This window comes from Nocardioides nanhaiensis (assembly GCF_039542785.1).
In the GTDB taxonomy this organism is placed as follows: domain Bacteria; phylum Actinomycetota; class Actinomycetes; order Propionibacteriales; family Nocardioidaceae; genus Nocardioides; species Nocardioides nanhaiensis.
Window position 1 is genome coordinate 1,485,433 of sequence record NZ_BAABIM010000001.1, and the last position, 26,794, is coordinate 1,512,226.

Below are 26,794 nucleotides of genomic sequence, written 5' to 3' on the forward strand. Positions count from 1 at the left end.
TGGGCCGAACCGCGCAGAAGGTCCGCCGGTGTGAGGTGGGTGACTCCCCGGACCGGACGTGCGGGTCAGCGGAGGTCGAGGCCGACCTCGGCGGCGGCACCGCTGACGGCGTGCCAGGTGAAGCTGGCCAGCTGCGCCGCGACCGTCTCGATCGGCATGGCGTGCTGCTCGAGCCACCACTCACCTGTGTTCATGCCGATGCCGACCAGGCTGTGGGCCCAGACGGTGGCGGGCGAGGGGTCCAGCCCCGCCTGCTTGAGCACGTTGGCGATGATCCGGGCCACCGTGGCCGCGATCCGGTCCTTGCCGTCGCCCAGCGGGTTGCCGCCCGGCCGGCGACGCACGAGCAGCAGGAAGACCTGGTGGTGCTCGGCGATGACCCGCAGGTAGGCCTGCACCGCCCGCTCGACGCGCTCGCGCGTGGCACCGTCGTCCATGAGTGCGGGCAGGACGGCGTCGAGGATCTCGTCGGCCGCCCAGGCGCCGACGGCGGCGTGCAGCTCGTCCTTGTCGGCGAAGTAGCGGTAGAGCACGGGCTTGCTGACGCCGGCCTCGGCCGCGATCTCGGCCACGCGCACGTCGGGCCCGTGGCGGTCGACGGCGCGGGCGGTCGCCGCCACCAGCTCCGCCCGGCGCGCCTCGCGGTGCTGCTCCCAGCGGGAGGCGCGCCCGTCCACCTGACCCTCCGCCATGCGCCTCACTGTAGGCGCCTCACTGCACAGGCCCCGCGACCCGGCGTGCGCTGGCAGGATCGCGCCATGAGCACCTGGGTGGCCTTCCTCCGCGCGATCAACCTGGGCAGGACCCGCAAGTTCGCCAAGGACGACATCGCCGCGGCCACCGAGGCCGCCGGGTTCACCGGGGTGGCCACCCACATCAACACCGGCAACGTGCGGCTCGAGACCCGGATGCGCTCGCGTGCGCGCATCGAGGAGTCGCTCGAGCGGGCCTACCGGGACCGGGCCGGGTTCGAGGTGCCCACCATCTGCCTCACCGACGCCGAGCTGCGCCGCGTCGTCGAGGACGCGGCGAGCCTGGCCGACCGGTTGCCGGAGGGCGGCACCCACTACGTCTCGCTGCTCAAGGCCGAGCCGGACGCCGCGACGGTGGCAGCCGTGCAGGAGCTGGCCGACGCGGCGGGGGAGGGCGCCGGTGCTGCGGTCGTGCTGCCGCCGAGCAGGGCCGTCCACCTGCTGGTGGGCGACCCGTACCACGCCGCGCGGCTGACCAACGCCGAGGTGGAGCGGACGCTGGGCGTGGCCACCAACCGCAACCTGCGGGTGCTGGCCGCCCTGGTCGAGAAGTGGTGCTGAGTCCCGGCTACTCGCCGCGGAAGTCCGGTCGCCGCCGCTCGTTGAAGGCGGCCATGCCCTCCGCGAGGTCGGCGGTGCCGAACAGCAGCGTCTGCCCCGCCCGCTCGCGCTCGAGCGCCTCCTCGAGGTGGGGGAGCGTGGCGGCGTTGACGGCACGCTTGGTGGCGGCCAGCGCGACCGGCGGGCCGGCCGCGAGACGCCGAGCGAGGGTGGCCACGAGCTCGTCGACGGCGTCGTCGTCGGCCAGGTGGGTGGCCAGTCCGGCGTCGTAGGCCTCCTGGGCCGTCAGCGGCTCGGCCAGCAGACCCATCCGCATGGCGCGCGCCCGGCCGATCGAGGCGGCCACGGTGGCCGTCGAGCCGCCGTCGGGCATCAGGCCGATGCGGGTGAAGGGCAGCAGCAGCTGCGCGGAGCGCGCCACCACCACCAGGTCGCAGGCCAGCGCCAGCGAGGCGCCGACCCCGGCCGCGACCCCGCCGACCGCGGCCACGACCGGCTTGTCGAGCCGCACCACGCCACGGATCATCCGGTTCGCCACGTCCATGGCCCGCACGTCGAAACGAGCGTGGGCGCCCTCCCCGGCGATGTCGGCGCCGGTCGAGAACGCACCGCCGCGACCGCTGATCACCACCACCCGGACGTCGTCGCGGGTCACGGCCTCCTCGAGCACGGCACCGACGCGCGCCGCCATCTCGCCGGAGAGCGCGTTGAGCACCTCGGGGCGGTCGAAGGTCAACCGCAGCACGCCGTCGGCGACCTCCTCCAGGAGACCGGGAACGGTGCTGGTCATGGGCCGGTCGGGGAGCCGGGGGCGGGGCTGGTCATGGCGTGGAGTGTGCCACCATGGGGCCGTGTCAGCGCCGAGTCCTGTGGAGGTCGAGCCGGACCTCGAGCAGGAGCAGGTGCCCGAGGGCTCGCGCCGCCCCGCCACACCGTGGATCACCATCGTGTGGAACGACCCGGTGAACCTGATGTCGTACGTGACCTACGTCTTCCAGAAGCACTTCGGCTACTCGAAGAAGAAGGCGGAGAAGCTGATGATGGAGGTCCACGAGGACGGGCGCTCGGTCGTCAGCAGCGGCTCGCGCGAGGAGATGGAGCGCGACGTGCAGGCGATGCACGAGTACGGGCTCTGGGCCACCTTGCAGAAGCAGGAGTAGAGCAGCAGATGAGCGGCTTCACCCGCCACCGCCGCAGCAAGCAGGTCATCGCCACCTTCACCGGGTTCGAGGCCGACCTGCTGCGCTCGTTGGCCTCCCAGCTCGTCGAGCTGCTGCGCAACGAGGCGGCCGCCCCGGTCGAGAGCACCGATCCGCTCGAGGCGATGCTCGACTTCGACGGCCCCACGCAGGCGCCCGACGACCCGGTCCTGGCCCGGCTCTTCCCCTCGGCCTACCACGGGGACGAGGAGGCCTCCTCGGAGTTCCGCCGGTTCACCGAGGGCGGCCTGCGCGACGGCAAGTCGCGGGCGGCGTGCACGATCATCGACGACCTCGAGGAGGCCGGGCTCCCGCCGCTGCTCGAGGAGGACGGCCTGATGATCGACGTCGAGCTCGACGAGGACGCCGCCCACACGTGGATGCGCTCCTTCACCGACCTGCGGCTCGCCCTCGCCACCCGGCTCGGCATCGAGGACGGCGACGAGGACTACTGGATGCAGCTGCCCGACGACGACCCGCGCGCCCAGGCCCACGACATCTACGAGTGGGTCGGCTACCTGCAGGAGACGCTCGTCCTCGCCCTCCAGCGCTGAGGCGCGAGCCACGGCCCCGGCAGCCCCGGCGACCGTCGGCCCACTAGGGTGGCGGCGTGCTCACGATCGACCAGGCCACCCACGACGGCATCGTCGCGCACGCCAAGCGCGACCACCCGGACGAGGCCTGCGGCGTGGTGGCGGGCCCCGAGGGCAGCGACCGGCCCGAGCGGCTGGTCGAGATGGTCAACGCGGCCGGCTCGCCGACCTTCTACGAGTTCGACTCCACCGACCTGCTGCGGCTCTACCGCGAGATGGACGACCGCGACGAGGAGCCGGTGGTGATCTACCACTCCCACACCGCCACCGAGGCCTACCCGAGCACCACCGACATCGGCCTGGCCATGGAGCCCGGCGCGCACTACGTGCTCGTGAGCACGCGCGAGCACGGGAATAACGAGGGCCCCGTGGAGTTCAGGTCCTACAGAATCATCGACGGCGAGGTGACCGAGGAAGAGGTCAACGTCGTCGCCAGTCTTCCCGCGAGCTGAGGAGCAATACCCATGGCCATCGAGGTCCGGATCCCCACCATCCTGCGCACCTACACCGGCGGCGAGAAGGCCGTCACCGGTGAGGGCGCCACCCTGAGCGCCCTCATCGAGGACCTGGAGGCGAACCACAGCGGCATCAAGGAGCGCCTGGTCGACAACGGCGACCTGCGCCGATTCGTCAACGTCTACATCAACGACGAAGACGTGCGCTTCATGGGCGGCCTCGAGGCACCGCTCTCCGACGGCGACCAGGTCGTCGTCCTTCCCGCCGTCGCCGGCGGCTGAGCCACCGGCATGAGCGAGGGGGCGGTGGCCGAGCGGGCCGAGCGGCGGACCTTCGTCCTCGTCGACGGCGAGAACATCGACGCGACGCTGGGCAACTCCGTGCTCGGCCGGCGCCCCCACCCCGAGGAGCGGCCGCGCTGGGAGCGCGTCACCGCGTTCGTCGAGCAGCAGTGGGGCCACCCGGTCACCGGCCTGTTCTTCCTCAACGCCAGCAACGGCCAGCTGCCCGCCTCGTTCGTGCAGGCGCTGCTGGCGATGAGCTACCGGCCGGTGCCGCTCTCGGGCCGACCCGACGAGAAGGTCGTCGACGTCGGCATCCAGCGCACGCTGCAGGCGCTGCGCGAGCGCCCCGAGGCCGACGTCGTCCTCTGCAGCCACGACGCCGACTTCGTCGCCGACCTCGGCGCCCTGCTCGGGGGCGAGCGCCGGCTCGGCGTCATCGGGTTCGACGAGTTCATGAGCGCCCAGCTGCGGATGGACGGCGTCGAGGTGCTCGACCTCGAGCACGACGTGCGGGCGTTCAACACCGAGCTGCCGCGCACCCGGATCATCCCGCTCGACGAGTTCGACCCGACGTTCTTCCTGCGCTGAGCCCCCGGCGCTCGGCCGGTGTCCGCCGGTGCCCACGGAAGCAGGACGACCTGGCAGGAGGTGCCACCATGGGAGGCATGCGCTTCGACAACCTGCTGGCCTCGGTCGGCGGCACGCCGCTGGTCGGGCTCCCGCGGCTCTCGCCGGGACCCGACGTCCGGCTGTGGGCCAAGCTCGAGGACCGCAACCCCACCGGCTCGATCAAGGACCGCCCCGCCCTGAAGATGATCGAGGAGGCGGAGAAGGACGGCACGCTGCGTCCCGGCTGCACCATCCTCGAGCCGACCTCGGGCAACACCGGCATCTCGCTGGCGATGGCCGCCAAGCTCAAGGGCTACCGCATCGTGTGCGTGATGCCCGAGAACACCTCCGAGGAGCGGCGCCAGCTGCTGCGGATGTGGGGTGCGGAGATCATCTCCTCCCCGGCGGCCGGCGGTTCCAACGAGGCGGTGCGGGTGGCCAAGCAGGTGGCCGCGGAGCACCCCGACTGGGTGATGCTCTACCAGTACGGCAACGCCGCCAACGCGCTCGCGCACGAGGAGGGCACCGGCCCCGAGGTGCTCGCCGACCTGCCCTCCATCACCCACTTCGTGGCAGGCCTGGGCACCACCGGCACGCTGATGGGCGTCTCGCGTTTCTTCCGCCGGGCCAAGCCGGAGGTGCGCATCGTCGCCGCCGAGCCGCGCTACGGCGAGCTGGTCTACGGCCTGCGCAACCTCGACGAGGGCTTCGTGCCCGAGCTCTACGACGCCGACCTGATCGACTCCCGGTTCTCCGTCGGGCCGCGCGACGCCGTGCGCCGCACCCGCGAGCTGCTCGAGATGGAGGGCATCTTCGCCGGCATCTCCACCGGCGCGATCCTGCACGCCGCGCTGGGCCAGGCCGCCAAGGCCGTCAAGGCCGGCGAGAGCGCCGACATCGCGTTCGTGGTGTGCGACGGCGGCTGGAAGTACCTCTCCACCGGCGCCTACGAGGGCACCGTCGACGAGGCCGAGGACCGGCTCGAGGGCCAGCTCTGGGCGTGAGCCCGACAACGCCGCGCGCACGGCGCGTGCGGGTTACCCTGCGGGCGTGACCCGCCCCTCGCACCGCTCCCCCCGCGTCCGGCACCCCCTGCGCGCACGGCTGGCCCGGCTGGCCGCGCTCGTGGTGCTGCTCGGCGGCCTGGCCGCCGTGACCACCGCGGCGCAGGCGGCGGCGCCGGTCAACACGGCGCCTCCGACGGTGAGCGGCACGCCCGCCGTCGACGGCCGGCTGGTGGCCTCGCCGGGCGCGTGGAGCCCGTCGCCGTCCGGACGGCCGCTGGGCTACGCCTATCGCTGGCTGCGCGACGGCGACCCCATCCGCGGCGCGGTCGAGCGCAGCTACCGCCCCGGGGTGGCCGACCAGGGCGCCCGCCTCACGGTGCGGGTCACGGCCACCGACCCGAGCGACCCCGGCGCCGGCTCCGGCGTTGCGGAGTCAGCGCCCACGGCACGGGTGCAGCGCGGCACGATGACCAACCGGCGGCCGCCTGTCGTCATCGGCGAGCAGCGCTACGAGCGCACCCTGCGGGTCACCGCCGGCCGCTGGTCGACGACGCCCACGCGGCTGCGCTACCAGTGGCTGCGGGCCGGCAAGCCCATCCGCGGCGCGACCGGCGCCCGGTACCGGCTCGGCGTCGACGACGTGGGCCAGCGGGTGCGCGTGCTCGTGACCGCCACCGCCCCCGGCTACACCCGCGGCACCGCCCGCTCGGCGCGCACCGGCCCCGTCGACCACCGCGTCGGCGTGCGCCGCGTGGCCACCTACAGCATCGTCACCCGCGGTCGCATCGGCGTCTCCGTGCGCGAGTTCGCCCGCCAGGCCGCCGAGACCTTCGCCGACCCCCGCGGCTGGCGCGGCGGCGGTGTCGCGTTCCGGCGCGTGCCGCGCGGCGGCGGGTTCACCCTGGTGCTCGCCGAGGCCAGCACCGTGCCCTCCTTCTCCTCCGGCTGCTCGGCGGAGTACTCGTGCCGGGTCGGCCGGTTCGTGATCATCAACCAGACCCGCTGGCGCCTGGCCACCGCGCCGTGGCGCGCCGCCGGCGGCTCGTTGCGCGAGTACCGGCACATGGTGGTCAACCACGAGGTCGGTCACTGGCTCGGCCGCGGCCACGCCGGCTGCTCCGGTCGGGGACGCCTCGCGCCGGTGATGATGCAGCAGTCCAAGGGCCTCGACGGCTGCCGCTTCAATCCCTGGCCGCTGCGCTCGGAGTACTGAACGAGCGCGTCACTCCCAGGTGAGCCGCTGCCGCACGTCGTAGCGGCTGCCGGGCAGCGGGCCCAGGCCGAGCAGGTCGAGGCTGAGGTTGGCGAGGTCGCCGTTGCGGATCGGCTGCCTGCCGGCGTAGCCGACACGGCGGGTGCCGGGGGAGCGGTAGGTGGGGTTCATGGCGTAGAGGTCGCCGGCCCGGACGCCGGGCCCCCACACCACGAACGGGATCTCGAAGTTGGGCCGGCGGCCCACCTGGTCGTGCAGGGTCTGGCCGCGACCGCCGCCGTGGTCGGCGGTGAGGACGACGACGGTGTCGGCCAGGGCCGGGGTGGCCTCGATCGCCGTCAGCATCCGACCCACCTGGGCGTCCGACTCGCGCACGCCGTCGAGGTACTCGGGGCTCATGAAGCCGTAGGTGTGACCGCGGGAGTCGGGCCGGCTCAGGTGCACGAACCGGAATGCGCGCGGGGTCCGCGCCAGGTCGGCCACGACCTGGGTGGTGAGGGCGACGTCGTCGGTCTCACGGTGCACGTAGCGGTCCAGGTCGGCGCGCCACGAGCGCTTGAACAGCGAGAACTTCTCCTTCGTGGTGAACAGCGCCGTGCTGCCGGCGGCGCTGGCACCCGTGAAGACCGAGGGGATGGGCAGGTCGTCGGCGAACTGCTGCACCCGGGTGCCCGGCCGGTGCTCGTTCCACAGGACCCCGTGGCCCCCCTTCCAGTCCCACACGCGCCGCCCCGTGACCATGCTGGTGTGGTTGGGGAGCGTGGAGGTGGACTCCCACTGGGTGCGGGCGCGCACCGTGGAGGCGCCCTCGGCGAGCAGGCGGGTCAGCGCGGGGGCGCCGGTGGCCCCCAGACGGCGGATGGCGCGGGGGGTGAGTCCGTCGATCGAGATGGCCAGCACCTGCGTGGTGGCGGCGTCGGCGCTCGGCGTGCGTGAGGCGAGGTCGACGGCGGGTGCGGCCGGTGCAGCCGCCTGACGCCCCTGCGCGACGGCGGGGGCGTCGGTGGTCGGTGAGTCCGCCCCGACCTGGGGTGCGACGAGCGCGGCGGTGAGGACGAGCGCCAGCGCAGCGAGCGAGGTGGGGATGCGCACTCGGCGAGGGTACGCCCGCCGCCGGTCGTGCGGCTCGTCTACGCTGGGCCGCGTGCCACCGCCGTCACCGACCGACCCCGCCGGGGCCCGGCTGGACGCGCCGATCGGCATCTTCGACTCCGGCTTCGGCGGACTCACCGTGGCGCGCGCCGTGATCGACCAGCTGCCGCACGAGTCGGTGCTCTACGTGGGCGACACCGCGCGCCAGCCCTACGGCCCCAAGCCGATCGCCGAGGTGCGCGAGTACGCGCTGGAGTGCCTCGACCACCTGGTGCACCAGGGGGTGAAGGCGCTGGTGATCGCGTGCAACTCCGCGAGCGCCGCGGTGCTGCGCGACGCGCGCCAGCGCTACGACGTGCCGGTGGTCGAGGTGATCCTGCCCGCCACCCGCCGCGCCGCTGCCAGCACCCGCAACGGCCGCGTCGGCGTCATCTGCACCCACGCCACCGCGTCCTCGCAGGCCTACGACGACGCCTTCGCCGCGGCGCCGCACCTGCAGGTGCACACCAGCGTGTGCCCCCGCTTCGTCGACTTCGTGGAGGCCGGGGTCACCGGCGGCGAGGAGCTGATCGCGGCCGCCCACGAGTACCTCGACCCGCTGGCCGCCGCCGGCGTCGACACGCTCGTGCTCGGGTGCACGCACTACCCGCTGCTGACCGGCGTCATCTCCTACGTGATGGGGGAGGGCGTCACCCTGGTGAGCAGTGCCGAGGAGTGCGCCCAGGACGTCTACCGCGTGCTGGCCGACTCCGGGCTGATGCGCCCCGGCGGCGAGCCCACCCACACCTTCGTCACCACCGGTGCCCCGGAGCAGTTCGAGGCGATCGGTCGGCGCTTCCTCGGGCCCGAGATGGTCGGCGTCCGTCAGTTCGTGGGAGGTCTGGCATGAGGCTCACCGTCGTCGGTTGCTCGGGGTCCTACCCCGGTCCGGACTCCCCGGCCAGCTGCTACCTGCTGGAGGCCGAGCACGACGACGGCGGCGGCGCCCGCACCTGGCGGGTGCTCCTCGAGCTCGGCAACGGGGCGCTCGGCGCGCTGCACCGCGTCGTCGACCCGCTGAGCATCGACGCCGTGCTCGTCAGCCACCTGCACGCCGACCACTGCCTCGACCTGTGCGGCTACTACGTGATGCGCAAGTACCACCCGCAGGGTCCGCCGCCGCGGATCCCCGTGTGGGGCCCCTCCGACACCGCCGACCGGATGGCGCGCGCCTACGACCTGCCGCTCGACCCGGGCATGCACGAGGAGTTCGACTTCCGGGTGCTGGAGGAGCCGTTCACGGTCGGCCCCTTCGAGGTGCAGCCGATCCCGGTCGAGCACCCCGTGGACGCCTTCGGGCTGCGGGTCAGTGCCGACGGCGCGACGCTGGCCTACAGCGGCGACACCGCCCCCTGCGAGGGCTTCGAGCAGGTGGCCCGCGACGTCGACCTGCTCCTGGCCGAGGCCTCGTTCCGCGCCCAGGACGAGAACCCTCCCGGCATCCACCTCACCGGCCGTGACTGCGGCGAGACCGCGGCGCGCCAGGGCGCGCGCCGTCTCGTGCTCACCCACATCCCGCCGTGGTTCGACTCCGCCGATGCCCTCGCCGAGGCCCGCGAGGTCTACGACGGACCGCTCGACCTGGCGCGTGCCGGGGCCGTCTACGAGCTGGGTGGCTGACGCACCGTCGGTTCGTTGAGGCAGCCGGTCACGCCGGCTCCAGTGTCAGGGTGCGCAGGTGGGGCGCCGGAACCATCTCGTCGAAGGTGTCCCTGCGCGGCACGATCGGGCATCCCCCAGCACGACCGTTCTCTCAGCCGCACTGATGAGCGAACGGGCTCAGCTACCTGCCCGGCGCCTGAGGTTCCTGGTCGTTCCAGCCGGCGTCGTGCACGCAGATGGCGATCTGCACGCGGTTGGTGGTCTCGAGCTTCTCGAACAGGCGCGAGACGTGCGCCTTCACCGTCGGCACGGAGAGGTGCAGGCGCGCCGCGATCTCGGCGTTGCTGAGGCCGGCACCCACGGCGCGCGCCACCTCCAGCTCGCGCCCGGTCAGCCGCGCGAGACGACGCTGCGCCTGCGCCGCGCGGTCGTCGTCGGCGTCCTGGCGCACCCGCTCGATCAGCGTCCGCGTCACCGAGGGGGAGAGCATCGGCTCACCCTCGGCGACCCGGCGGATGGCGGCCACGATCTGGGCGGGCTCGGTGTCCTTGAGCAGGAAGCCGTCGGCTCCGGCCGCCAGCGCGCCGACCACGTGCTCGTCGGCGTCGAAGGTGGTGAGCACGATGACGCGCGGCGGCTCAGGAGCGGCGTGCAGGGAGCGGGTGGCCTCCAGCCCGCCCATCACCGGCATCCGGATGTCCATCAGCACCACGTCGGGCGCCAGCTCGCGTGCGCGGTCGATGCCGGCACGGCCGTCGGCCGCCTCGCCGACGACCTCCAGGTCGGCCTGGCCGCCGAGCATCAGGCCCAGCGCCGAGCGCACCAGCGGGTCGTCGTCGACCAGCAGCACCCGGATCGGTGCGACGGCGGGCGGGGTGGTCACGCCGTCCACGGTATCCACGCCCGGACGACGAAGCTGCCGTCCTCCCGCCGGTGCTCGAGCCGACCGCCGCGCAGCTGTGCCCGCTCGGAGAGACCCACCAGGCCGAGCCCGGCTCCGGGGGTGGCGGTGGAGCCGAAGCCGAGCGGGTTGCGCATGGTCACGGTCAGGCCCTCCTCTGGGGAGCCCTCGACCCGCAGCTTCAGCAGGCTGGCCGGCGCGTGCTTGGCGGCGTTGGTGATGCCCTCCTGCAGGATCCGGTAGACGGTGCGGCCGACACCGACCGGTACCGCGCCGTCGCCCGACCCGAGCTCGAGCCGGTCCTCGAGGGACACGTGGAGCCCGTGCTCCTGGGCCTCCTGCACGAGGGCCGGCACGTCGTCGAAGGTGGGCTGCGGTCGGTCGAGGAGATCACCGCTCTCGTCGCGCAGCACGCCCAGCACCGCCCGCAGCTCGGTGAGGGCCTGGTGGGACTGGTCGCGGATCAGCGAGGCGGTGCCGCGCATGGCCTCGGCGTCGAGGTCCTCGCGGTAGGCCAGGGCACCGGCCTGCATGGCCACCTGCGAGATGCGGTGCGCGAGCACGTCGTGCATCTCGCGCGCGATCCGGGCACGCTCGTTGGCGCGGGCCTGCCCCACCCGGAGGTCCTGCTCGGCCTCCGCGCGCTCGGCCCGCTGGCGCAGCGTGTGCAGCAGCTCGCGCCTCGACCCCACGTACATGCCCCACGCGATCATCGCGGCGATGGCCACGGCGTTGCTGGTCAACGTGAACCAGTACGGCTCGGACTGCGCGGGCGGGTTGACGACGGCGAACAGCTGCGCGCCCGCCACGCTGGCCACGTAGAGCGGCACCAGCTGGGACCAGCGCCGGTGGGTGGCCAGCGAGACCAGCGCGAGGACCGCGGGACCCGCTCCCAGCGACGAGAACGTCGTCAGCACCGCGGTCGCCCACGCCACCGTGAGCGGGAAGCGGCGTCGGTACCAGACCAGCACCCAGCACGGCACGGCCAGCACGACGTCGACGGTGCGGACCAGCGTCGACTGCTGGTCCATCACGGTCAGCCAGATGACCACGCTCAGCGCGAGCGCCAGCAGCCCGCGCCAGGTGTGGCCCCAGGCGGTGAGGGCCGGCTGGTAGGCCTCGACCGGTGCACGCTCCACGCCGAGGAGCCTAGGCCGCGCGTCGGGTCGGGCACAGCGGGCCGGGGTCGCTGCCACCCCCTACCAAGGTCGGGGGAGCACATCCCCGAGCACGATGTGCCGCGAGCGCTCGTGCGACAGGGTGGGGGCATGATCACCGTCGAACGACTCACCAAGACGTACGGGGGCTTCCGCGCCGTCGACGACGTCAGCTTCACCGCCCAGCCGGGGCGCGTGACGGGCTTCCTGGGCCCCAACGGCGCCGGCAAGACCACCACCATGCGCGTGATGGTCGGCCTGACGCCGCCGACCGCGGGCACGGTCACCATCAACGGCCGCGGCTACCACGACATCCCCAACCCCGGCCGGCAGGTCGGGGTGCTCCTCGACGCCTCCGCCCAGCACGCGGGCCGCACCGGCCGCGAGATCCTCACGGTCGGTGCCAAGACGATGGGCCTGCCCCTCGCCCGCGTCGACGAGATGCTGGCGATGGTCTCGCTCAGCGACACCGAGTCCGGCCGACGACTGCGCAACTACTCGCTGGGCATGAAGCAGCGCCTGGGCATCGCGCACGCGCTGCTGGGTGACCCCTCGGTGCTCATCCTCGACGAGCCCGCCAACGGCCTCGACCCGGCGGGCATCCGCTGGATGCGCTCGCTGCTCAAGGGCTACGCCGACCGCGGCGGCACGGTGCTGCTCTCCAGCCACCTGCTGCACGAGGTGGAGCTGATCGCCGACGAGATGATCCTGATCGGAAACGGCACGATCGTGGCGCAGGGCGACAAGGCCTCGCTGATGGCGATGGACGGCAACGTCTCGGTGCTCGCCAGCTCGCTCGACGACCAGGCCCTGGCCGCCGCCCTGACCCAGCGTGGCTTCAGCGTCAGCCCAGAGGCCCAGGGGCTGCGCGTGGCGTGCGCCCCCGAGGAGGTCGGCCGGGCCGCGCTCGAGGCCGGCGTCGTCCTGACCGAGCTCCGCTCCGGCGCCGCCGGGCTGGAGGACCTCTTCCTCGAGCTGACGGCGAGCACGCAGCGCGAGGGCAACATCGAGCGCACCGAAGGAGCGCAGGCATGAGCACTGGAACGAGCGCCGGGGAGACCCCGGCCCCCGAGGCCCCGAGCCACCGCACCGCGCTGGACCTGGGCGACCCCGAGCGTCGCATCCCGCTCGGACGCCTGGTCGGCGTCGAGCTGCGCAAGACGGCCGACACCCGCGCCGGGCGCTGGCTGCTCGGCATCATCGTGGGCATCACCGCGGCGATCATGGTCGTCTTCTTCCTGATCGCCGACGCCGACGACCGCCTGTTCGGCAACTTCATCGGCGTGGCCGCCACACCGCAGGGCTTCGTTCTGCCGGTGCTCGGCATCCTGCTGGTCACCAGCGAGTGGGGTCAGCGCACGGCCATGGTCACCTTCGCCCTCGAGCCCTCGCGTACGCGGGTGATCGGCGCCAAGGTGATCGCCGCCCTCATCTGGGGCCTGGGCGCCTTCGTGGCGGCCATCGTGATCGCCGCGGTCGTGACGCTCCTCGGCGGCGCCGCGGACGGCTTCGCCGGGCTCGACGTCAGCGTCTTCGTGCTGTTCCTGGGGCTGCAGCTGCTGACGATCCTGCAGGGCCTGGCCTACGGCCTGATCTTCCTCAACACCCCGGCCGCGATCGTCACCTTCTTCGTGGCGCCGGTGGCCTCGCAGCTGATCTTCAACCTGGTGCCGGCACTGCGGGACCCGGCGCCGTGGCTCGATCTCGCCACGGCCCAGCAGGCCCTGTTCACCTCCTTCGGCCCGGGCGGTGCCGGCCTCAGCGGCGAGGAGTACGCCCAGCTGGGCACGACCGCGCTGATCTGGATCGTGCTGCCCTTCGTGGCCGGCTGGATCCGGGTGATGCGGGCCGAGCTGAAGTAGCCGGCCCCCTCGGCCCCCGAGCCGTCATCCACCGTTGCGGGACGCGTCACCTCCGGGTGCGCGTCCCGTAGCGCGTGACGGCACCGTGGTGGCCATGGCGGGCTACCTGCGCGTGGCGGCACTGGGGGACAGCGCGACGGTCGGGGTCGGCGATCCCGTCCCCGGCGGATGGCGGGGGTGGGCGCGGCTGCTGGCCGAGGCCCTGGCGGCCACCCACGACCTCTCCTTCTGCTCCACCGCCCGGGTGGGAGCGACCGCGCACGAGGTGCGTGCCGACCAGCTGGAGCAGGCGGTGGCGCACCGGCCCCAGCTGGCCTCGCTGGTGGTGGGTGTCAACGACACGATGCGCTCCTCGTGGGACCCCGCGCGGCTGCGGGAGGACCTGACGACGTGCGCGGCGGCCCTCACCGCCGTCGGCGCGACCCTGCTGACCGTGCGCTACCACGACCACGCCGCGCTGCTGGGGCTGCCCGGGCCGCTGGCGCGCGCGATGGCGGCGCGGCTCGCCGTCGTCAACGGGGTCTACGACCACCTGCACGCCCGGCACGGCGGCGTGCGCGTCGACCTGGCTGCGATGCCGGGTCACGACCGCCGCGAGCTGTGGTCGGTGGACCGCCTGCACCCCTCCGAGCGCGGGCACCGCGCGCTGGCCGCCGCGTTCGCCGACCGGCTGCGCGACGCCGGCCACCCGGTCGCGCCCGTCGGTCTGGAGCCGGCCGGCGGACTGCCGCCCAGCTGGCGTCGCGACCTGGGCTGGGTGGTGGCCGAGGGCGGGCCGTGGGTCGGCCGGCGGGCACGCGACCTCGGGCCGTGGGCCGTGCGACAGGCGTGGTCGGCGCGCCCCTCCACCACGCGACACTAGGGTCGGGGCATGAGCACTACTCCTGCCGACCACACCCCCCGCGCCGACGGCCGTGCCGACGACGAGCTGCGCCCCGTGAAGCTCACCCGCAACTGGCTCGACCACCCGGCGGGCTCGGTGCTGGTGGAGTTCGGCGGCACCCGCGTGCTGTGCGCGGCCTCGGCCTCCGAGGGTGTGCCGCGCTGGCGCAAGGGCTCGGGCCTGGGTTGGGTCACCGCCGAGTACGCGATGCTGCCGGCCAGCACCAACACCCGCTCGGACCGCGAGTCGGTCAAGGGCCGCATCGGCGGGCGCACCCACGAGATCAGCCGCCTGATCGGGCGCTCGCTGCGTGCCGTCATCGACTACAAGGCGCTGGGCGAGAACACCATCCAGCTGGACTGCGACGTGCTGCAGGCCGACGGCGGCACCCGCACGGCCGCGATCACCGGCGCCTACGTGGCGCTGGCCGACGCGTGCGCCACCCTCGGCAAGACCGGCGCGCTGACCGGGTCGGTCGCCGCGGTGAGCGTCGGCATCATCGACGGCGTGCCGCGCCTGGACCTGCCCTACGTCGAGGACGTGCGCGCCGAGACCGACATGAACGTCGTGATGACGGGTGCCGGCAGCTTCGTGGAGGTGCAGGGCACCGCCGAGGGCGCTGCGTTCTCGCGCGCCGAGCTCGACGCGCTGCTCGGCCTGGCCGAGACCGGCTGCGCCCAGCTGACCCGGATGCAGCGCGAGGCGCTCGCCGGTGCCTGAGCGGGTCGCCCTCCAGGTGCTGGTCGCCACCGGCAACCCCGGCAAGCGGGCCGAGATGGAGCGCCTGCTGCGCGCCCACCTGCCCGACGTCGTCGTCCTGGGGCTGCCCGACGTCGAGGCCTACGACGAGCCGGTCGAGGACGCGCCGGACTTCGCGGGCAACGCGCTGCTCAAGGCCCGTGCCGGCCTGGCCGCCACCGGCCTGCCCACCGTCGCCGACGACAGCGGACTGTGCGTCGACGCGCTGAACGGCATGCCGGGTGTGCTCTCGGCACGGTGGTCGGGCCAGCCCAAGAGCGACGAGCGCAACAACCGGCTGCTGCTCGAGCAGCTGGCCGACGTGCCCGACGAGCGTCGCGGTGCGCATTTCACCTGCGCCGTGGCGTTCGTGCACCCGACCGCGGGGGAGCACGTCGTCGAGGGGCACATGGCCGGTCGGGTGGGCCGGGAGGTGCGCGGCGGGGGAGGCTTCGGCTACGACGTGCTGTTCGAGGCCGACGACGCGCCGGGCCGCACCACGGCCGAGCTGACCCGCGAGCAGAAGGACGCGATCTCCCACCGCGGCCACGCCTTGCGCGAGATCGCGCCCTACGTGGCCGAGGTGCTGGCGCGCTCCGAGGGCTGAGGCGCCACGCGACGCGAGACCCACGAGCCCCACAGCGCCGCGAACGCGAACATCACCAGGGAGTAGACCGCGGCCGGCACCGCGATCTCACTCTCGCCCAGCACGTTCTCGGCCACGAAGATCGCGAGCGTCGCGTTGTGCACGCCGATCTCCATGCTGCAGGCGATCGCCTGCCGCTCGGTCACGCCCGCGGCGCGCGGCACCGCGTAGCCCACCAGCAGGCTCAGCGCGCAGAACAGGGCGGCGGCCGGTCCGACGTCGCGCAGGTAGCCGCCCACATCCTCGCGCTCGGCCAGCAGGATGCCGAGCACCAGCACCGCCAGGATGACCGCCGAGGCGATGCGCACGGGCCGGTCCATCCGGGCCGCGAACGCCGGCCGCGCTGCCCGCACCGCCATGCCGAGCCCGACGGGCAGCAGGATCAGCGCGAAGACCTTGACCACCTCGACCAGCGGCATCGAGACGTCGTCGCCGCGGTCGTAGAAGGCGATGGCCAGGCTGGTGATCAGTGGCAGCGTCACGACCGCGATCACCGAGTTGATCGCGGTGAGCGTGATGTTGAGGGCGACGTCGCCCCGGAAGAGGTGGCTGAACAGGTTGGCCGTCGTTCCGCCCGGTGAGGCTGCCAGCAGCATCAGGCCGATGCCGAGCAGCGGCGGCAGGTCGAGCAGCACCACCAGGCCGAAGCAGACGGCCGGCAGCAGCACCAGCTGGCAGGCCAGCGCGACGACGACGGCGCGTGGGTGGGCACCCACGCGCCGGAAGTCGGCCAGGGTGAGGTCGAGCCCCAGCCCCAGCATGATGATGCCGAGTGCGATCGGCAGTCCGACGTCGGTGAGGGCCCCGTCCATGACGGGACCCTACCGAGCATCGGCGGTCAGCGTGTGGTGCAGGTCACTCGAAGGTCCACGAGTCGTAGATCTGCTCGAACTGGTCCTCGGCGCCGTCGTCGTCCGCGGTGCTGCTGGCGGTGATGATGTAGGCGACGTCGTCGATCACCGCCACGTACGCCTCCTGGTCGACCTCGACCCCGGCCTCGTTGGTGCGGGTGAGCTCGAGTCCGAGCATCTCCTCGCCGCCGATGGTGCGCGGGTCGGTGTCGTCGATCTCGGCGTCGGGGAACTGCGAGGTGAAGTTGGTGCGCAGCTGCTCCAGGGCCTCGGCGCTGTCGGCGCCGCCGGCCGGCGGGTTCTCGACGATCACGTTGCCGCGACCCTCCTCGATGGAGGGGCCCCAGCTGGCCGCGGTGTCGATGAAGGTGCCCGGGTTCGCGCCGGTGACGTCGGCGCTGATGTCCTGCCAGCCCTCGGGGAGGGAGTAGGAGTACCCGGTGCCCTGGAGGGTGGAGCCGTCGGGCGCGGGCGCCTCGGTGGCCGCGCCGTCGTCGCCCCCGGCGCCGCTGTCCTCCGAGGCGGAGTCGGTGGGCTCGTCGGTCGGCTCGTCGGAGGAGTCCGCCTCCTGGCTGGACTCGTCGGCGCGCGGCTCGTCGCCCTCGTCGTCGTCACCGGTGACCGCGAGCGTGACGCCCACGATGATGGCGATGACGGCGATCGCGCCGACCACGCCACCGATGATCAGGCCGGTCTTCTTCTTGGGGGGCTGCTGGCCCGGCGGGGGGAAGCCGCCCTGGCCGAGGGGCTGGCCCGGCTGCTGGGGGTAGCCGCCCTGGCCGTAGGGCTGGCCCGGCTGGCCACCGGTCGCCATCGGCTGGGTGGGGGTCGGCTCCTGCGGCGGCCACGGCTGCTGGCCGGGCGGCGGGGGAGGCGGCTGGTCGCCGGCGCCCCATCCCTGACCCGGAGGCGTGTCGGGGCCGGATCCGGGCGGGGGCGGTGGGGGCTGGTTCACGAGGGTCCTCCGGGTGCGGTGGGTACGACGACCCGAGGGGGCCGCACCGGCACGGTACCCACCTGGGCGCCGCATCCGCGGGCATCGTGTGCCGGAAGGGGGACTCGAACCCCCACGCCGCGAGGCACAGGAACCTAAATCCTGCGTGTCTGCCAGTTCCACCATTCCGGCCGTTCTGCGGCGCGAGTGTAGGGCCTGGCCGGCCCGCCCCCCGGGGTCAGGCGTCGAGGCCCAGGTCGCGACGCAGCTTGGCCACGTGCCCGGTGGCCTTGACGTTGTACTGCGCCAGCTCGACGGCGCCCTCCTCGTCGACGACGACCGTGGAGCGGATGACGCCCTCGACGACCTTGCCGTAGAGCTTCTTCTCCCCGAACGCGGCGTAGCGGCGCATGACCTCCTTGTCGGGGTCGGAGAGCAGGGTGAGCGTCAGGCCGTCGCGCTCGCGGAACTTCGCGAGCTTCTCGGGCTTGTCGGGGCTGATGCCGAGCACCTCGTAGCCGGCCGACCGCAGCGACTCCAGGGAGTCGGAGAAGTCGCAGGCCTGCTTGGTGCAGCCCGGCGTCATCGCCGCCGGGTAGAAGTAGACGACCACTTTGCGGCCGCGCAGCCCGGAGAGGGTGACCTCCTCGCCGGTGTCGCTGGGCAGGGTGAAGTCGGGGGCGGTGTCGCCGGGGGAGAGGCGCTCGGGCTGGCTCACAGGTGCTCCTGGCGGGTCGGTCGTGCGCGGATCGGGCAGTCGCAAGTTGTTCGCAACAGCGTAGAGTGGCCGATCGGGGCCACTTCGACCCTATCGACGGCCAGCCGGCCCCGAGCCGCAGGAGATGCCCGTGCACGTACCCGACGGATTCCTCGACGCCCCCACCTCGGTGGCCACCGGCGTCGTCGCGGTCGGCGTGGTGGCCGTCGCGCTGCGCAAGGCGCGCACCGAGCTCGACGACCGCACGGCGCCGCTGGTCGGCCTCGTGGCGGCGTTCGTGTTCGCGGCCCAGATGATGAACTTCCCGGTCGGCGCCGGCACCAGCGGGCACCTGCTGGGCGGAGCGCTGGCCGCGGTGCTGGTGGGGCCGTGGACCGGCGCGCTGTGCGTGAGCGTCGTGCTGCTCGTGCAGGCACTCTTCATGGCCGACGGCGGCATCACCGCACTCGGCACCAACGTGGTGCTGATGTCGGTGGTGGGCACCTTCGTCGGCTACGGCGTGTTCCGCGCGGTCCGGATGGTGCTACCCAAGCGCCTCAGCAGCGTCGCACCCGCAGCCGCCGTCGGAGCGCTGCTCTCGGTGCCGGCCGCCGCCCTCACCTTCACCCTGCTCTTCGCCGTCGGCGGTCAGGCGCCGGTCAGCCTGGGTGCCGTGCTCACCGCGATGGTCGGCTGGCACGTGGTCATCGGCATCGGCGAGGCGGTGGTCACCGGGCTCGTGGTCGGCGCCGTCGTGGCCTCGCGCCCCGACCTGGTGCACGGTGCCCACGACCTGGTGCAGCAGCGTCGGCTCGAGATCCGCGGCACGGGGGTGCAGGCATGAGTGCGCGCACCTCGACCCGCCGCTTCTGGGTCGTGGGGTTGCTCGTGGCCCTGCTGGTCGCCGGGTTCGGCAGCTACTACGCCAGCTCCCACCCCGACGGCCTGGAGTACGTGGCCGAGCAGACCGGCTTCCTGGACTCCGCCGAGGACTCGCCGACCGCAGGCAGCCCCTTCGCCGACTACTCCACCGAGGGGGTCGAGGACCCGCGGCTCGGTGGCGGCATCGCCGGCGTCGTCGGGGTGCTGGTCACCCTCGCGCTGATGGGCGGCCTCGCGATGGCGGTGCGGCGGCGCGGGAGCCCGAGCCGCGAGCGCGTCGGCGCGGACGACTGAGGTGGGGGCCGGCCACGGTCACCGCCTGCACTACCACGGCCACAGCCGGGTGCACCGCGCCCCGGCCCACCGCAAGCTGGTGGTGCTGCTGGCCTTCGTCCTGCTGGTGGTCGCCACCCCGCGCGAGTGGTTCTGGGCGCACGCCGGGTACGCGGCGCTCGTCGTCGGGGTGATCCTGGCGGCACGCGTGCCGCTGGGCTACATCGCCCGACGGATGGTCGTCGAGGTGCCCTTCGTGGTGTTCGCGGTGCTGATGCCGTTCGTGGCCACCGGCCCGCGCACCGAGGTGCTGGGCCTGAGCCTCTCCGAGCCCGGGCTGATGGCGGCGTGGGCGCTGCTGGCCAAGGGCACCATCGGCGTCATGTCCTCGCTCACCCTGGCCGCCACCACCGAGCCCGCCGACGTGCTCGACGGGCTGCGCCGACTGCGGATGCCCGAGCTGATCGTGCAGATCATGGCGTTCATGATCCGCTACCTCGACGTCGTGACCGCCGACCTCGGCCGGATGGTCGTGGCCATGCGCTCACGTGGCGTCGACCCGCGCTCACCGCGCCACTGGCCCGCCCTGGCCCGCACCCTGGGGGCGCTGTTCATCCGCTCCTACGAGCGCGGCGAGCGCGTGCACCTGGCGATGCTCTCGCGCGGCTACGAGGGGGCACCCCGGTCGTGACCGAGCCTGTCAGCGAGCCCAGCGCGCCCGTCCTCGACGTCCGCGGCCTGGCCTACGCCTACCCCGACGGCCACCAGGCGCTGTTCGGCGTCGACCTGCAGGTGCGGCGTGGCGAGCGGGTCGCGCTGCTGGGGCCCAACGGCGCCGGCAAGACCACGCTGGTGCTGCACCTCAACGGCATCCTGGGCGCCGGCTCGGGGCACGGCGCCGGCAGCGTCCGGGTCAGCGGCCTGCCGGTCGAGAAGGCGCACCTGGCCCAGGTGCGGCGTCAGGTGGGCATCGTCTTCCAGGACCCCGACGACCAGCTGTTCATGGGCTCGGTCCGCGCCGACGTCGCCTTCGGGCCGCGCAACGCCGGCCTGCGCGGCGCGGAGCTCGAGGACCGCGTGCAGGAGGCGTTGGCGCTGGTGGGGATGGCCGACCTCGCCGACCGGCCGCCGCACCACCTCTCCTTCGGCCAGCGGCGCCGCGTCGCCGTCGCGACCGTGCTGGCGATGCGCCCCGAGGTGCTGGTGCTCGACGAGCCCTCCTCGAACCTCGACCCCGCCTCGCGGCGCGAGCTCGCCGACATCCTGCGCTCGCTGGAGGTGACCGTGCTGATGGTGACCCACGACCTGCCCTACGCGCTCGAGCTGTGCCCGCGCTCGGTGGTGCTCAGCGACGGGCACGTGGTGGCCGACGCGCCGACGCTCGAGGTGCTCACCGACGCCGACCTGATGCGGGCCCATCGGCTGGAGCTGCCCTGGGGTTTCGATCCGCGGACGGTGGGGCCCGGCCCGGTTGGTAGCGTGGGCCCGTGAGCCAGAACCCCGCTGCCATCGAGCGCGAGATCGAGGAGACCCGCGAGCGACTGGCGGCGACGATCGACCAGCTGCTCCACCGTGCCTCCCCGAAGACCATCGTGAGCCGCGAGACCGCTGCTCTCAAGGGCTACTTCGTCGACGCCGAGACCGGGCAGCCGCGCACCGACAACATCCTCAAGGTCGTCGGCGGCGTCGCCGGCTTCGTGGCCCTGCTGGTGGTCGTGCGCAAGGTCGCCTCCTGAGCGGCTCCGTGTCGCAGGCCTCCGGCGACAAGACGCCGATCAAGATGCTCCACGACCGCGTGCTCGTGGAGGTCGACGAGGAGGCGGGGGAGCGGCGCTCCTCCGGCGGCATCGTCATCCCCGCGACCGCGGCCATGGGCGCGCGCCGGCTCGCCTGGGCCCGGGTGGTGGCCACCGGCCCGCACGCACGCGCGGTGCAGACCGGCGACAAGGTGCTCTTCGACCCCGACGACAAGGCCGAGGTCGAGGTGCACGGCGACCTGTTCGTCGTCATGCGCGAGCGCGACGTGCACGCGGTGGCCGCCGAGCGGCTCGGTGACGAGTCCGCCGGTCTCTACCTCTGAGGCCCCTCGGTCCGCACGTAACCGTCGTCACAGGCTCACGTTGAGCCCTGCATGCGTCGCACCCTCTCGGCCTCCGGCCTCGCGCTGACCCTCCTGCTCCCGCTCGTGGGGGTCACCAGCGAGGCTGCCTCGGCCGCCCCGGCTCCGGTTGCTGCTCCGACCGCCGCGGCGAAGCCGCGCTACGAGGCGACCGTGCGCTTCACCGAGCACGGCATCCCGCACATCACCGCCCGCGACTTCGGGTCGCTGGGCTACGGCAGCGGGTACGCGGCGGCGGAGGCGTCCATCTGCACGCTCGCGGACACGTTGGTGACCGCCCGCGGCCAGCGCAGCCGGTGGTTCGGCCCGAGCGCCCGCTACGACGACCAGGTGACGCTCGAGGCGTCCAACCTGCAGGTCGACGCGCTGGTGACCGACCTGCGCAACCGCAAGGTGGTCGAGCGGCTGCTGCGCTCGAAGGCGGGTCCGGGTCGTGAGGCCAAGCAGCTGGTGCGTGGCTACGTGGCGGGCATCAACCGCTGGGTGCGCACCCAGCGCGTCACCGACCCCGCCTGCAAGGGGGCCGGCTACCTGAAGCCGAACGCGACCACGGTCGACCTCTGGTACGGCGTCTACCTGGCCAACCTGCTGGCCAGCACCGGCGTGTTCGTCAAGGAGATCGTGACCGCGGCCCCGCCCAGCCTCACCGACCCCGGGCTGCCCGAGGTGCCCGGGCTGCCCCTGCGGGCCGCCGACGTCGACCGCGAGGCGCTGCTGCGCGGCCTGGGGCGCGACCCCGAGCGGCCGTTCGGCTCCAACGCGACGGCGGTGGGTGGCTCGGCCACCTCGACGGGGCGCGGGATGGTGCTCGGCAACCCGCACTTCCCGTGGCAGGGGCGTTACCGCTTCACCCAGCAGCACCTGACCATCCCCGGCCGCTACGACGTCGCGGGCGCATCGCTGATCGGATCCCCGGCCATCAACATCGGCTGGAACAAGAACGTGGCGTGGAGCCACACCGTCTCGACCGCCTACCGCTTCACGCCCTACGAGTACACGACGGTCGGCCCCGGGACGCGCTACCTCACGACGAACGGCGTCAGGCAGGCGGAGCGACGCGTGGTCAAGGTGCGCGTCCGCAAGCCGGGGGGCGGGCTCGCCACGGTCACCGAGGACCTCTACCGCACCCCGCAGGGCTACGTCAGCGACTCGCCGGCCCAGCTGATGCCGTGGGGACCGGCCAGCTTCTGGGCCATCCGTGACGCCAACGCCGAGCACCTGCGCACCATCGACTCGTTCCTGAACATGGGCAAGGCCACGAGTGCGCGCGACCTGCTGCGTCGCCAGGACCAGGGCGGCGGCATCCCGTGGGTCAACACCACGGCGGCCGACCGCCAGGGCAACGCCCTCTACGCCGACCACTCGGTGGTGCCGCACGTGACCAACGAGCTGGCGCAGGCGTGCATGACGCCGGTGGGCCGGCTCCTCAACCAGGTGGCCGGGCTGCCCGGGCTGGACGGCACCCGCGCCGACGGTGCCTGCGCGTGGGGTGCCGACGCCGACGCCCAGCGGCCCGGCATCCTCGGCCCGCGCAACCTGCCCGACGTCGTGCGTCGCGACTGGGTGATCAACGCCAACGACTCGTTCTGGCTGCCGAACCCCGCGAGCCGCCTGGAGGGCTTCCCCGACATCATCGGCTGCGAGCAGTGCGAGCGCACCATGCGCACCCGGATGGTGAGCCAGTACGTGATCGACCGGCTCGCCTCGCGCCGCAAGGAGACCCCGGCCAGCCTGCGGGGCCACCAGCACGCCAACCGGCTGCGCGCCGCCGAGGTGATGCGCGCCGACGGCGCCCTGGACCGGGTCTGCGCCGCCACCGGCGAGACCGCGGCCTGCGCGGTGCTGCGACGCTGGGACGGTCGCTCGGAGCGCGACTCGCGCGGCACGCACATCTTCGAGGAGTTCGTGCAGCGGCTGCCTGCCAACCCGTGGCGGGTGCCGTTCTCGGCCGCCGACCCGCTGAACACGCCGCGTGGCCTCAACGACGCCGACCCCGCCGTCGTCACCGCCATGCGCGAGGCGATCGCCTCGCTGCGCGCCCGACGCATCCCGTTGAACGCGCGGTGGGGCTCGCTGCAGGTGGCGGCCGACCGGGGCTCGCCGCGGATCGGCCTCGGCGGTGGGACGGGCGACTCCGTCGGCAACGCCAATGCTCTGGCCTCCTACAAGCCGGTGCAGAACCGTTCGGCCTACCGTCCGATCACCTACGGCTCCTCCCACATCCAGGCCATCTCGTTCCTCGACGGCGGTCGCGTGGACGCCCGCACGATCCTCACCTACGGCCAGGTGGAGAACCCGCGATCACCGTTCTCGAAGGACCAGACCCGGCTGTTCGGGGCCGGGCGATGGGTGAGGTTTGCGTTCACCGAGCGCGAGATCCGCCGCGACCTGCTGCGCTCGGTGCGCCTGCGGGGGCGCTGATCGCAGCGAGGGGGAGTGAGCCGAGGGGGCGATCGGCAGAACCGAGCACGCGTGGCGTGGGACGGGGTCCATCCCGGCCGCTCAATCTGTATAAACTCAGGTGACTTACTGGCCGAGGCGCGACCCTGCGTCTCGTCGTCACCCGAGGAGACCCACGCATGAGCACCACGACCCTGCACCACGACGCCACCGCCGCGGCGCCGACCAGCCAGCCCGTGCGGCCCGGCACGCCCGAGCTCGACCAGCTGCTCGCCCGGATCGCCGTCGGCGCCGACGAGCGTGACCGCCTGCGCGTGAGCCCGTTCGAGCAGATCGGCTGGGTCAAGCAGGCCGGGCTGGGCCGCTTGCGCGTGCCGAAGGCCGAGGGCGGTGCCGGCGCGGACGTGCGCACCTTCTTCGAGGTGCTGATCCGCCTGGCCCAGGCCGACTCCAACGTCGCCCACATCCTGCGCACCCACTACTGGTTCGTGGAGCAGCAGCTGGCCTCGCCGGACCCCGAGTCGCGCGCCCGCGGTCTGGCCATCGTGACCGCCGACGAGCTGGTGGGCAACGGCTTCAGCGAGCAGACCGCCAAGCCGGTCGGCCTGCACTTCGAGAGCACGCTGACCCCTGAGGCCGACGGCGGCTACCGGCTCAACGGCACCAAGTTCTACTCCACCGGCACGCTCTACTCCGACCACACCCAGATCTGGGCCTCCACGCCCGATGGCCGCATCGCCGGCGCCGTCGTGCCGCTCAGCCGGCCCGGCGTCACCGTCGAGGACGACTGGGACGGTTTCGGCCAGCGCCTCACCGGCACCGGCACCACCCGGCTGGAGAACGTGCGCGTGGAGCCGCACGAGTTCTTCGACCTGGGCGACCCCGACGACCAGCCCGACGGCTACATGGGCGCCTTCCTGCAGCTCTACCTGCAGGCCGTGACGGTGGGCATCCTGCGCAGCGTCCGCGACGACGCCGTCGCCCTGGTGCGTCGCCGCGCCCGCAACTTCAGCCACGCCTCGGCGGGCAGCGCCGCCCAGGACCGTCAGGTGCTGCAGGTGGTGGGCGAGATCTCCGCCGACGCCTTCGCCGCCGAGGCGATCGTGCTGGCCGCGGCCGACCGCATCCAGGACGCCGTCGACTCCGTCGTCGATGGGGCGCCCGGCGTCGAGGAGGCCCAGGCCGCGCAGCTCGCCGCCGCCCAGGCCAAGGTCGCCATCGACCGGTTCTCCTACGCCACCGCGGCCCGGCTCTTCGACGTCGGCGGGGCCTCGGCCACGCAGTCCGTGCACAACCTGGACCGGCACTGGCGCAACGCCCGCACCGCCTCCACCCACAACCCCACGTTCCTCAAGGCCTCCGCCATCGGGGACCACGAGGTCAACGGCGCGGGCTTCCCGGCCAACGCCTACTTCTGAGACCCCGGAAGAGAGAGCGAGAACGCCATGTCCTCGGTCGGACTGACCTTCGTGGGCGCCGCCCTGTTCGTGAACGGCCTGCTGCTCCTCGGCAAGGTCGACCCGCGCAGCGCCGGTGTCTTCAACCTGTTCGTGGGGGCCCTGCAGACGGCCATCCCCTTCTACCTGATCGCCACCGCCACCACCCCCGACGAGATCCTGGGCGCGGCAGGCATCTTCTTGTTCGGCTTCACCTACCTCTACGTCGGGATCGGCAACCTGGCCGGCCTCGACGCCTCCGGGCTGGGCTGGTACTCGGCCTGGGTCGCGCTGATGGCGGCCGGGTTCGCCGTCGTCAACGCCGTGCGGTTCGACGACGTCGCGACCGCGCTGCTGTGGGCGCAGTGGGCGGTGCTGTGGACGCTGTTCTGGCTCGTGATGGGTCTGGGGCGCACCCACCTCACCGAGCTCACCGGCCGCCTCACGCTGGTGCTCTCGTTCACCACCTGCACGATCCCCGGCTTCGTGCTGCTGCTGGGGGAGTGGGCGGCGGTACCGGTGTGGGCGGTCGGCGCCTCGATCGCGGTCACCGTGGCGGTGCTGGCCCCCACCGCGCTGCGGGCAGGCAGTCAGCGCGAGGTCGTGACGCCGGAGTCGCGCACGCAGCCGCTGCCGGCCGGGGTCTGAGCGTCCAGCAGACGATCGCACTCGGCCAGCACCCGCGCCCGCAGCGGCGCGCCACGCTCGGCGAAGCGCCGCTGCGCCTCCGCGTAGTGGCGCTTGCCGTCCGGAGTCTCGATGGGGATCGGGCTCCAGGCCTCACCGGTGTGGTCCATGACCACGCCGGTGAGGTCGTACGGCGCTGCGCGCATGTCCATCACGCGGATCTCCCACGCCAGCTCGAAGCAGTCGACGACCAGCTCCGAGGGAACCAGGGGCGAGAGCCGGAAGGCGTGCTTGTAGAGGTCCATCCCGGCGTGCAGGCAGCCAGGCTGCTCGAAGTCCGCGCGGTCCCCGCTGGCGGGGGAGAGGGTGTTGAGCGGGCGCGCGCTGGAGGTGAAGAACCGGAACGCGTCGAAGTGCGAGCAGGTGATGCGGTGGCTCTCGACGACGGCGTCGGTGCCTGCGCCGCCGAGGCGCAGCGGCCACGGGTGCCGGATCTGGTCCTGCTCCTGCCCGTGCACCATCGCCCACTCGTGCAGACCGAAGCAGCCCAACGTGGCGGGGCGGCTCGCGGTGGCAGCGAGCAGTCGCCGCAGTGCCACCAGCAGGGGGCGGCGGCTCTCGAGCAGCTCAGGGCTGACGGCGCCGTCACGGTAGGCGGGCAGCTCCTCGTGCTCCGGGGCGTCGAGCAGCCGGACGCCGTAGCCGGGGTGCCAGCGGCGCAGCTGCGAGGGCTTGTGGGAGTAGTAGGTGAACAGGAAGTCGTGCACCGGGTGCTTCTGCTCGGCCTCGCGGCGAGCCAGGTGCGGAGCCACCAGTGCGTCGACGCGCTGCTCGTGGGCCCGGGCGCGCGGCTCCCACTCGTCCCGGGTCAGCGTGCGCACCGGTCCAGGTTAAGGCCGCGCCGGACAGCGCTCCGACACCACCTTCGCCGGTCGAGTGCCGCAACCTTGCTGGGCGAGCAGCCCACCCTCCGCTGGTCGA

The 26,794-nt window shown here is 73.3% G+C and carries 33 protein-coding genes and 1 tRNA gene; 24 read left to right on the plus strand and 10 right to left on the minus strand.

The window, feature by feature from the left end; translation table 11 throughout:
* Positions 1-65: 65 nt before the first annotated feature.
* The gene (locus ABD948_RS07075; protein ID WP_345264058.1) at positions 66-692 is read right to left on the minus strand and encodes a TetR/AcrR family transcriptional regulator; all 627 of its coding nucleotides are present in this window, start codon (positions 690-692) and stop codon (positions 66-68) included.
* Between the two features lie 66 nt (positions 693-758).
* On the opposite strand from ABD948_RS07075, the gene ABD948_RS07080 reads away from it, so the two are divergent.
* Positions 759-1,313, plus strand: coding sequence for a DUF1697 domain-containing protein (locus tag ABD948_RS07080; RefSeq protein WP_345264060.1), 555 nt, complete (start codon positions 759-761; stop codon positions 1,311-1,313).
* A 7-nt stretch (positions 1,314-1,320) separates the two neighbouring features.
* On the opposite strand, the gene ABD948_RS07085 is transcribed toward ABD948_RS07080, so the two are convergent.
* On the minus strand, positions 1,321-2,103 hold the full coding sequence (locus ABD948_RS07085; protein WP_345264062.1) for an enoyl-CoA hydratase-related protein: 783 nt from the start codon (positions 2,101-2,103) through the stop codon (positions 1,321-1,323).
* A gap of 61 nt (positions 2,104-2,164) precedes the next feature.
* On the opposite strand from ABD948_RS07085, the gene clpS reads away from it, so the two are divergent.
* From clpS to ABD948_RS07120, 7 genes are all read left to right on the plus strand, one after another.
* On the plus strand, positions 2,165-2,473 hold the full coding sequence (gene clpS / locus ABD948_RS07090; protein WP_425576536.1) for an ATP-dependent Clp protease adapter ClpS: 309 nt from the start codon (positions 2,165-2,167) through the stop codon (positions 2,471-2,473).
* Positions 2,474-2,481: 8 nt separating this feature from the next.
* A complete protein-coding gene (locus ABD948_RS07095) occupies positions 2,482-3,066 on the plus strand; it encodes a DUF2017 domain-containing protein (protein WP_345264064.1) in 585 nt (194 codons plus the stop codon).
* Between the two features lie 56 nt (positions 3,067-3,122).
* A complete protein-coding gene (locus ABD948_RS07100) occupies positions 3,123-3,557 on the plus strand; it encodes a M67 family metallopeptidase (protein WP_345264065.1) in 435 nt (144 codons plus the stop codon).
* Positions 3,558-3,569: 12 nt separating this feature from the next.
* On the plus strand, positions 3,570-3,842 hold the full coding sequence (locus tag ABD948_RS07105) for a MoaD family protein (protein ID WP_345264067.1): 273 nt from the start codon (positions 3,570-3,572) through the stop codon (positions 3,840-3,842).
* Between the two features lie 9 nt (positions 3,843-3,851).
* Positions 3,852-4,433, plus strand: coding sequence for an NYN domain-containing protein (locus tag ABD948_RS07110; protein ID WP_345264069.1), 582 nt, complete (start codon positions 3,852-3,854; stop codon positions 4,431-4,433).
* A 77-nt stretch (positions 4,434-4,510) separates the two neighbouring features.
* A complete protein-coding gene (locus ABD948_RS07115; protein ID WP_345264071.1) occupies positions 4,511-5,458 on the plus strand; it encodes a PLP-dependent cysteine synthase family protein in 948 nt (315 codons plus the stop codon).
* 46 nt (positions 5,459-5,504) lie between these two features.
* On the plus strand, positions 5,505-6,674 hold the full coding sequence (locus tag ABD948_RS07120) for a DUF3152 domain-containing protein (protein WP_345264073.1): 1,170 nt from the start codon (positions 5,505-5,507) through the stop codon (positions 6,672-6,674).
* 9 nt (positions 6,675-6,683) lie between these two features.
* Here the strand turns inward: ABD948_RS07120 and ABD948_RS07125 are convergent, their stop codons facing one another.
* Entirely contained in the window at positions 6,684-7,766 is a 1,083-nt protein-coding gene (locus ABD948_RS07125; RefSeq protein WP_345264075.1) for an alkaline phosphatase family protein, read from the minus strand.
* 52 nt (positions 7,767-7,818) lie between these two features.
* Here ABD948_RS07125 and murI point away from each other — a divergent pair, with 52 nt between their 5' ends.
* Positions 7,819-8,655: a glutamate racemase gene (murI, locus tag ABD948_RS07130; protein WP_345264077.1), complete on the plus strand. Its 837-nt coding sequence runs from the start codon at positions 7,819-7,821 to the stop codon at positions 8,653-8,655.
* Entirely contained in the window at positions 8,652-9,425 is a 774-nt protein-coding gene (locus ABD948_RS07135) for an MBL fold metallo-hydrolase (protein WP_345264079.1), read from the plus strand. The genes murI and ABD948_RS07135 overlap by 4 nt, the downstream gene beginning before the upstream one ends.
* 163 nt (positions 9,426-9,588) lie before the next feature.
* Here the strand turns inward: ABD948_RS07135 and ABD948_RS07140 are convergent, their stop codons facing one another.
* Both ABD948_RS07140 and ABD948_RS07145 read right to left on the minus strand, forming a co-directional pair.
* Positions 9,589-10,290, minus strand: a complete 702-nt coding sequence (locus tag ABD948_RS07140; protein ID WP_345264081.1) for a response regulator — start codon at positions 10,288-10,290, stop codon at positions 9,589-9,591.
* Complete coding sequence (locus tag ABD948_RS07145; RefSeq protein ID WP_345264082.1) at positions 10,287-11,447, minus strand: sensor histidine kinase; 1,161 nt, start codon at positions 11,445-11,447, stop codon at positions 10,287-10,289. The genes ABD948_RS07140 and ABD948_RS07145 overlap by 4 nt, the downstream gene beginning before the upstream one ends.
* A 129-nt stretch (positions 11,448-11,576) precedes the next feature.
* Here ABD948_RS07145 and ABD948_RS07150 point away from each other — a divergent pair, with 129 nt between their 5' ends.
* The 5 genes from ABD948_RS07150 (at position 11,577) to rdgB (ending at position 15,555) form a co-directional block, all read left to right on the plus strand.
* Positions 11,577-12,500 (plus strand): ABC transporter ATP-binding protein, encoded by a 924-nt coding sequence (locus ABD948_RS07150; protein WP_345264084.1) that lies wholly within the window; start codon positions 11,577-11,579, stop codon positions 12,498-12,500.
* Positions 12,497-13,327: an ABC transporter permease gene (locus tag ABD948_RS07155; protein WP_345264086.1), complete on the plus strand. Its 831-nt coding sequence runs from the start codon at positions 12,497-12,499 to the stop codon at positions 13,325-13,327. The genes ABD948_RS07150 and ABD948_RS07155 overlap by 4 nt, the downstream gene beginning before the upstream one ends.
* A 94-nt stretch (positions 13,328-13,421) precedes the next feature.
* Positions 13,422-14,189, plus strand: a complete 768-nt coding sequence (locus ABD948_RS07160; RefSeq protein WP_345264088.1) for an SGNH/GDSL hydrolase family protein — start codon at positions 13,422-13,424, stop codon at positions 14,187-14,189.
* Between the two features lie 9 nt (positions 14,190-14,198).
* Complete coding sequence (gene rph / locus ABD948_RS07165) at positions 14,199-14,930, plus strand: ribonuclease PH (protein WP_345264090.1); 732 nt, start codon at positions 14,199-14,201, stop codon at positions 14,928-14,930.
* Positions 14,923-15,555: an RdgB/HAM1 family non-canonical purine NTP pyrophosphatase gene (gene rdgB, locus ABD948_RS07170; protein WP_345264092.1), complete on the plus strand. Its 633-nt coding sequence runs from the start codon at positions 14,923-14,925 to the stop codon at positions 15,553-15,555. Before rph ends, rdgB begins: the two co-directional genes overlap by 8 nt.
* On the opposite strand, the gene ABD948_RS07175 is transcribed toward rdgB, so the two are convergent.
* The 4 genes from ABD948_RS07175 to bcp form a co-directional block, all read right to left on the minus strand.
* Positions 15,519-16,406 (minus strand): bile acid:sodium symporter family protein, encoded by an 888-nt coding sequence (locus tag ABD948_RS07175; RefSeq protein ID WP_345264094.1) that lies wholly within the window; start codon positions 16,404-16,406, stop codon positions 15,519-15,521. The two genes, rdgB and ABD948_RS07175, sit on opposite strands and share 37 nt — an antisense overlap.
* Positions 16,407-16,449: 43 nt before the next feature.
* On the minus strand, positions 16,450-17,400 hold the full coding sequence (locus ABD948_RS07180; RefSeq protein WP_345264096.1) for a hypothetical protein: 951 nt from the start codon (positions 17,398-17,400) through the stop codon (positions 16,450-16,452).
* 89 nt (positions 17,401-17,489) lie between these two features.
* Positions 17,490-17,571 (minus strand) — tRNA-Leu (locus tag ABD948_RS07185).
* A gap of 46 nt (positions 17,572-17,617) precedes the next feature.
* Entirely contained in the window at positions 17,618-18,097 is a 480-nt protein-coding gene (bcp, locus tag ABD948_RS07190) for a thioredoxin-dependent thiol peroxidase (RefSeq protein WP_345264098.1), read from the minus strand.
* Positions 18,098-18,221: 124 nt separating this feature from the next.
* On the opposite strand from bcp, the gene ABD948_RS07195 reads away from it, so the two are divergent.
* The 9 genes from ABD948_RS07195 to ABD948_RS07235 all read left to right on the plus strand — a co-directional run bounded on the left by ABD948_RS07195 (position 18,222) and on the right by ABD948_RS07235 (position 25,834).
* A complete protein-coding gene (locus ABD948_RS07195; RefSeq protein WP_345264100.1) occupies positions 18,222-18,920 on the plus strand; it encodes an energy-coupling factor ABC transporter permease in 699 nt (232 codons plus the stop codon).
* Positions 18,917-19,252 (plus strand): PDGLE domain-containing protein, encoded by a 336-nt coding sequence (locus ABD948_RS07200; RefSeq protein WP_345264102.1) that lies wholly within the window; start codon positions 18,917-18,919, stop codon positions 19,250-19,252. The genes ABD948_RS07195 and ABD948_RS07200 overlap by 4 nt, the downstream gene beginning before the upstream one ends.
* Before the next feature lies 1 nt (position 19,253).
* Complete coding sequence (gene cbiQ, locus ABD948_RS07205; RefSeq protein WP_345264104.1) at positions 19,254-19,922, plus strand: cobalt ECF transporter T component CbiQ; 669 nt, start codon at positions 19,254-19,256, stop codon at positions 19,920-19,922.
* Complete coding sequence (locus tag ABD948_RS07210; protein WP_345264106.1) at positions 19,919-20,722, plus strand: energy-coupling factor ABC transporter ATP-binding protein; 804 nt, start codon at positions 19,919-19,921, stop codon at positions 20,720-20,722. Before cbiQ ends, ABD948_RS07210 begins: the two co-directional genes overlap by 4 nt.
* Entirely contained in the window at positions 20,719-20,967 is a 249-nt protein-coding gene (locus ABD948_RS07215) for a DUF3618 domain-containing protein (protein ID WP_345264108.1), read from the plus strand. The genes ABD948_RS07210 and ABD948_RS07215 overlap by 4 nt, the downstream gene beginning before the upstream one ends.
* A 44-nt stretch (positions 20,968-21,011) precedes the next feature.
* Positions 21,012-21,311 (plus strand): GroES family chaperonin, encoded by a 300-nt coding sequence (locus tag ABD948_RS07220; RefSeq protein WP_345264484.1) that lies wholly within the window; start codon positions 21,012-21,014, stop codon positions 21,309-21,311.
* Between the two features lie 51 nt (positions 21,312-21,362).
* Positions 21,363-23,771, plus strand: a complete 2,409-nt coding sequence (locus ABD948_RS07225) for a penicillin acylase family protein (RefSeq protein WP_345264109.1) — start codon at positions 21,363-21,365, stop codon at positions 23,769-23,771.
* A gap of 158 nt (positions 23,772-23,929) precedes the next feature.
* Positions 23,930-25,168, plus strand: coding sequence for an acyl-CoA dehydrogenase family protein (locus ABD948_RS07230; protein WP_345264111.1), 1,239 nt, complete (start codon positions 23,930-23,932; stop codon positions 25,166-25,168).
* Between the two features lie 27 nt (positions 25,169-25,195).
* A complete protein-coding gene (locus ABD948_RS07235) occupies positions 25,196-25,834 on the plus strand; it encodes an AmiS/UreI family transporter (RefSeq protein WP_345264113.1) in 639 nt (212 codons plus the stop codon).
* Here ABD948_RS07235 and ABD948_RS07240 read toward each other — a convergent pair.
* On the minus strand, positions 25,777-26,694 hold the full coding sequence (locus ABD948_RS07240; protein WP_345264115.1) for a 3-methyladenine DNA glycosylase: 918 nt from the start codon (positions 26,692-26,694) through the stop codon (positions 25,777-25,779). The genes ABD948_RS07235 and ABD948_RS07240 overlap by 58 nt on opposite strands.
* Between the last annotated feature and the right edge of the window lie 100 nt (positions 26,695-26,794).

Excerpts from the sequence above, each read along its gene's own strand:
- ABD948_RS07075 (WP_345264058.1), bottom strand. The coding sequence starts at position 692 with ATGGCGGAGGGTCAGGTGGACGGGCGCGCCTCCCGCTGGGAGCAGCAC.
- ABD948_RS07080 (WP_345264060.1), top strand. The coding sequence starts at position 759 with ATGAGCACCTGGGTGGCCTTCCTCCGCGCGATCAACCTGGGCAGGACC.
- ABD948_RS07085 (WP_345264062.1), bottom strand. The coding sequence starts at position 2,103 with ATGACCAGCACCGTTCCCGGTCTCCTGGAGGAGGTCGCCGACGGCGTG.
- ABD948_RS07095 (WP_345264064.1), top strand. The coding sequence starts at position 2,482 with ATGAGCGGCTTCACCCGCCACCGCCGCAGCAAGCAGGTCATCGCCACC.
- ABD948_RS07105 (WP_345264067.1), top strand. The coding sequence starts at position 3,570 with ATGGCCATCGAGGTCCGGATCCCCACCATCCTGCGCACCTACACCGGC.
- ABD948_RS07110 (WP_345264069.1), top strand. The coding sequence starts at position 3,852 with ATGAGCGAGGGGGCGGTGGCCGAGCGGGCCGAGCGGCGGACCTTCGTC.
- ABD948_RS07115 (WP_345264071.1), top strand. The coding sequence starts at position 4,511 with ATGCGCTTCGACAACCTGCTGGCCTCGGTCGGCGGCACGCCGCTGGTC.
- ABD948_RS07135 (WP_345264079.1), top strand. The coding sequence starts at position 8,652 with ATGAGGCTCACCGTCGTCGGTTGCTCGGGGTCCTACCCCGGTCCGGAC.
- ABD948_RS07150 (WP_345264084.1), top strand. The coding sequence starts at position 11,577 with ATGATCACCGTCGAACGACTCACCAAGACGTACGGGGGCTTCCGCGCC.
- ABD948_RS07155 (WP_345264086.1), top strand. The coding sequence starts at position 12,497 with ATGAGCACTGGAACGAGCGCCGGGGAGACCCCGGCCCCCGAGGCCCCG.
- ABD948_RS07160 (WP_345264088.1), top strand. The coding sequence starts at position 13,422 with ATGGCGGGCTACCTGCGCGTGGCGGCACTGGGGGACAGCGCGACGGTC.
- rph (WP_345264090.1), top strand. The coding sequence starts at position 14,199 with ATGAGCACTACTCCTGCCGACCACACCCCCCGCGCCGACGGCCGTGCC.
- ABD948_RS07175 (WP_345264094.1), bottom strand. The coding sequence starts at position 16,406 with ATGGACGGGGCCCTCACCGACGTCGGACTGCCGATCGCACTCGGCATC.
- ABD948_RS07195 (WP_345264100.1), top strand. The coding sequence starts at position 18,222 with ATGCCCGTGCACGTACCCGACGGATTCCTCGACGCCCCCACCTCGGTG.
- ABD948_RS07200 (WP_345264102.1), top strand. The coding sequence starts at position 18,917 with ATGAGTGCGCGCACCTCGACCCGCCGCTTCTGGGTCGTGGGGTTGCTC.
- ABD948_RS07220 (WP_345264484.1), top strand. The coding sequence starts at position 21,012 with ATGCTCCACGACCGCGTGCTCGTGGAGGTCGACGAGGAGGCGGGGGAG.
- ABD948_RS07225 (WP_345264109.1), top strand. The coding sequence starts at position 21,363 with ATGCGTCGCACCCTCTCGGCCTCCGGCCTCGCGCTGACCCTCCTGCTC.
- ABD948_RS07230 (WP_345264111.1), top strand. The coding sequence starts at position 23,930 with ATGAGCACCACGACCCTGCACCACGACGCCACCGCCGCGGCGCCGACC.
- ABD948_RS07235 (WP_345264113.1), top strand. The coding sequence starts at position 25,196 with ATGTCCTCGGTCGGACTGACCTTCGTGGGCGCCGCCCTGTTCGTGAAC.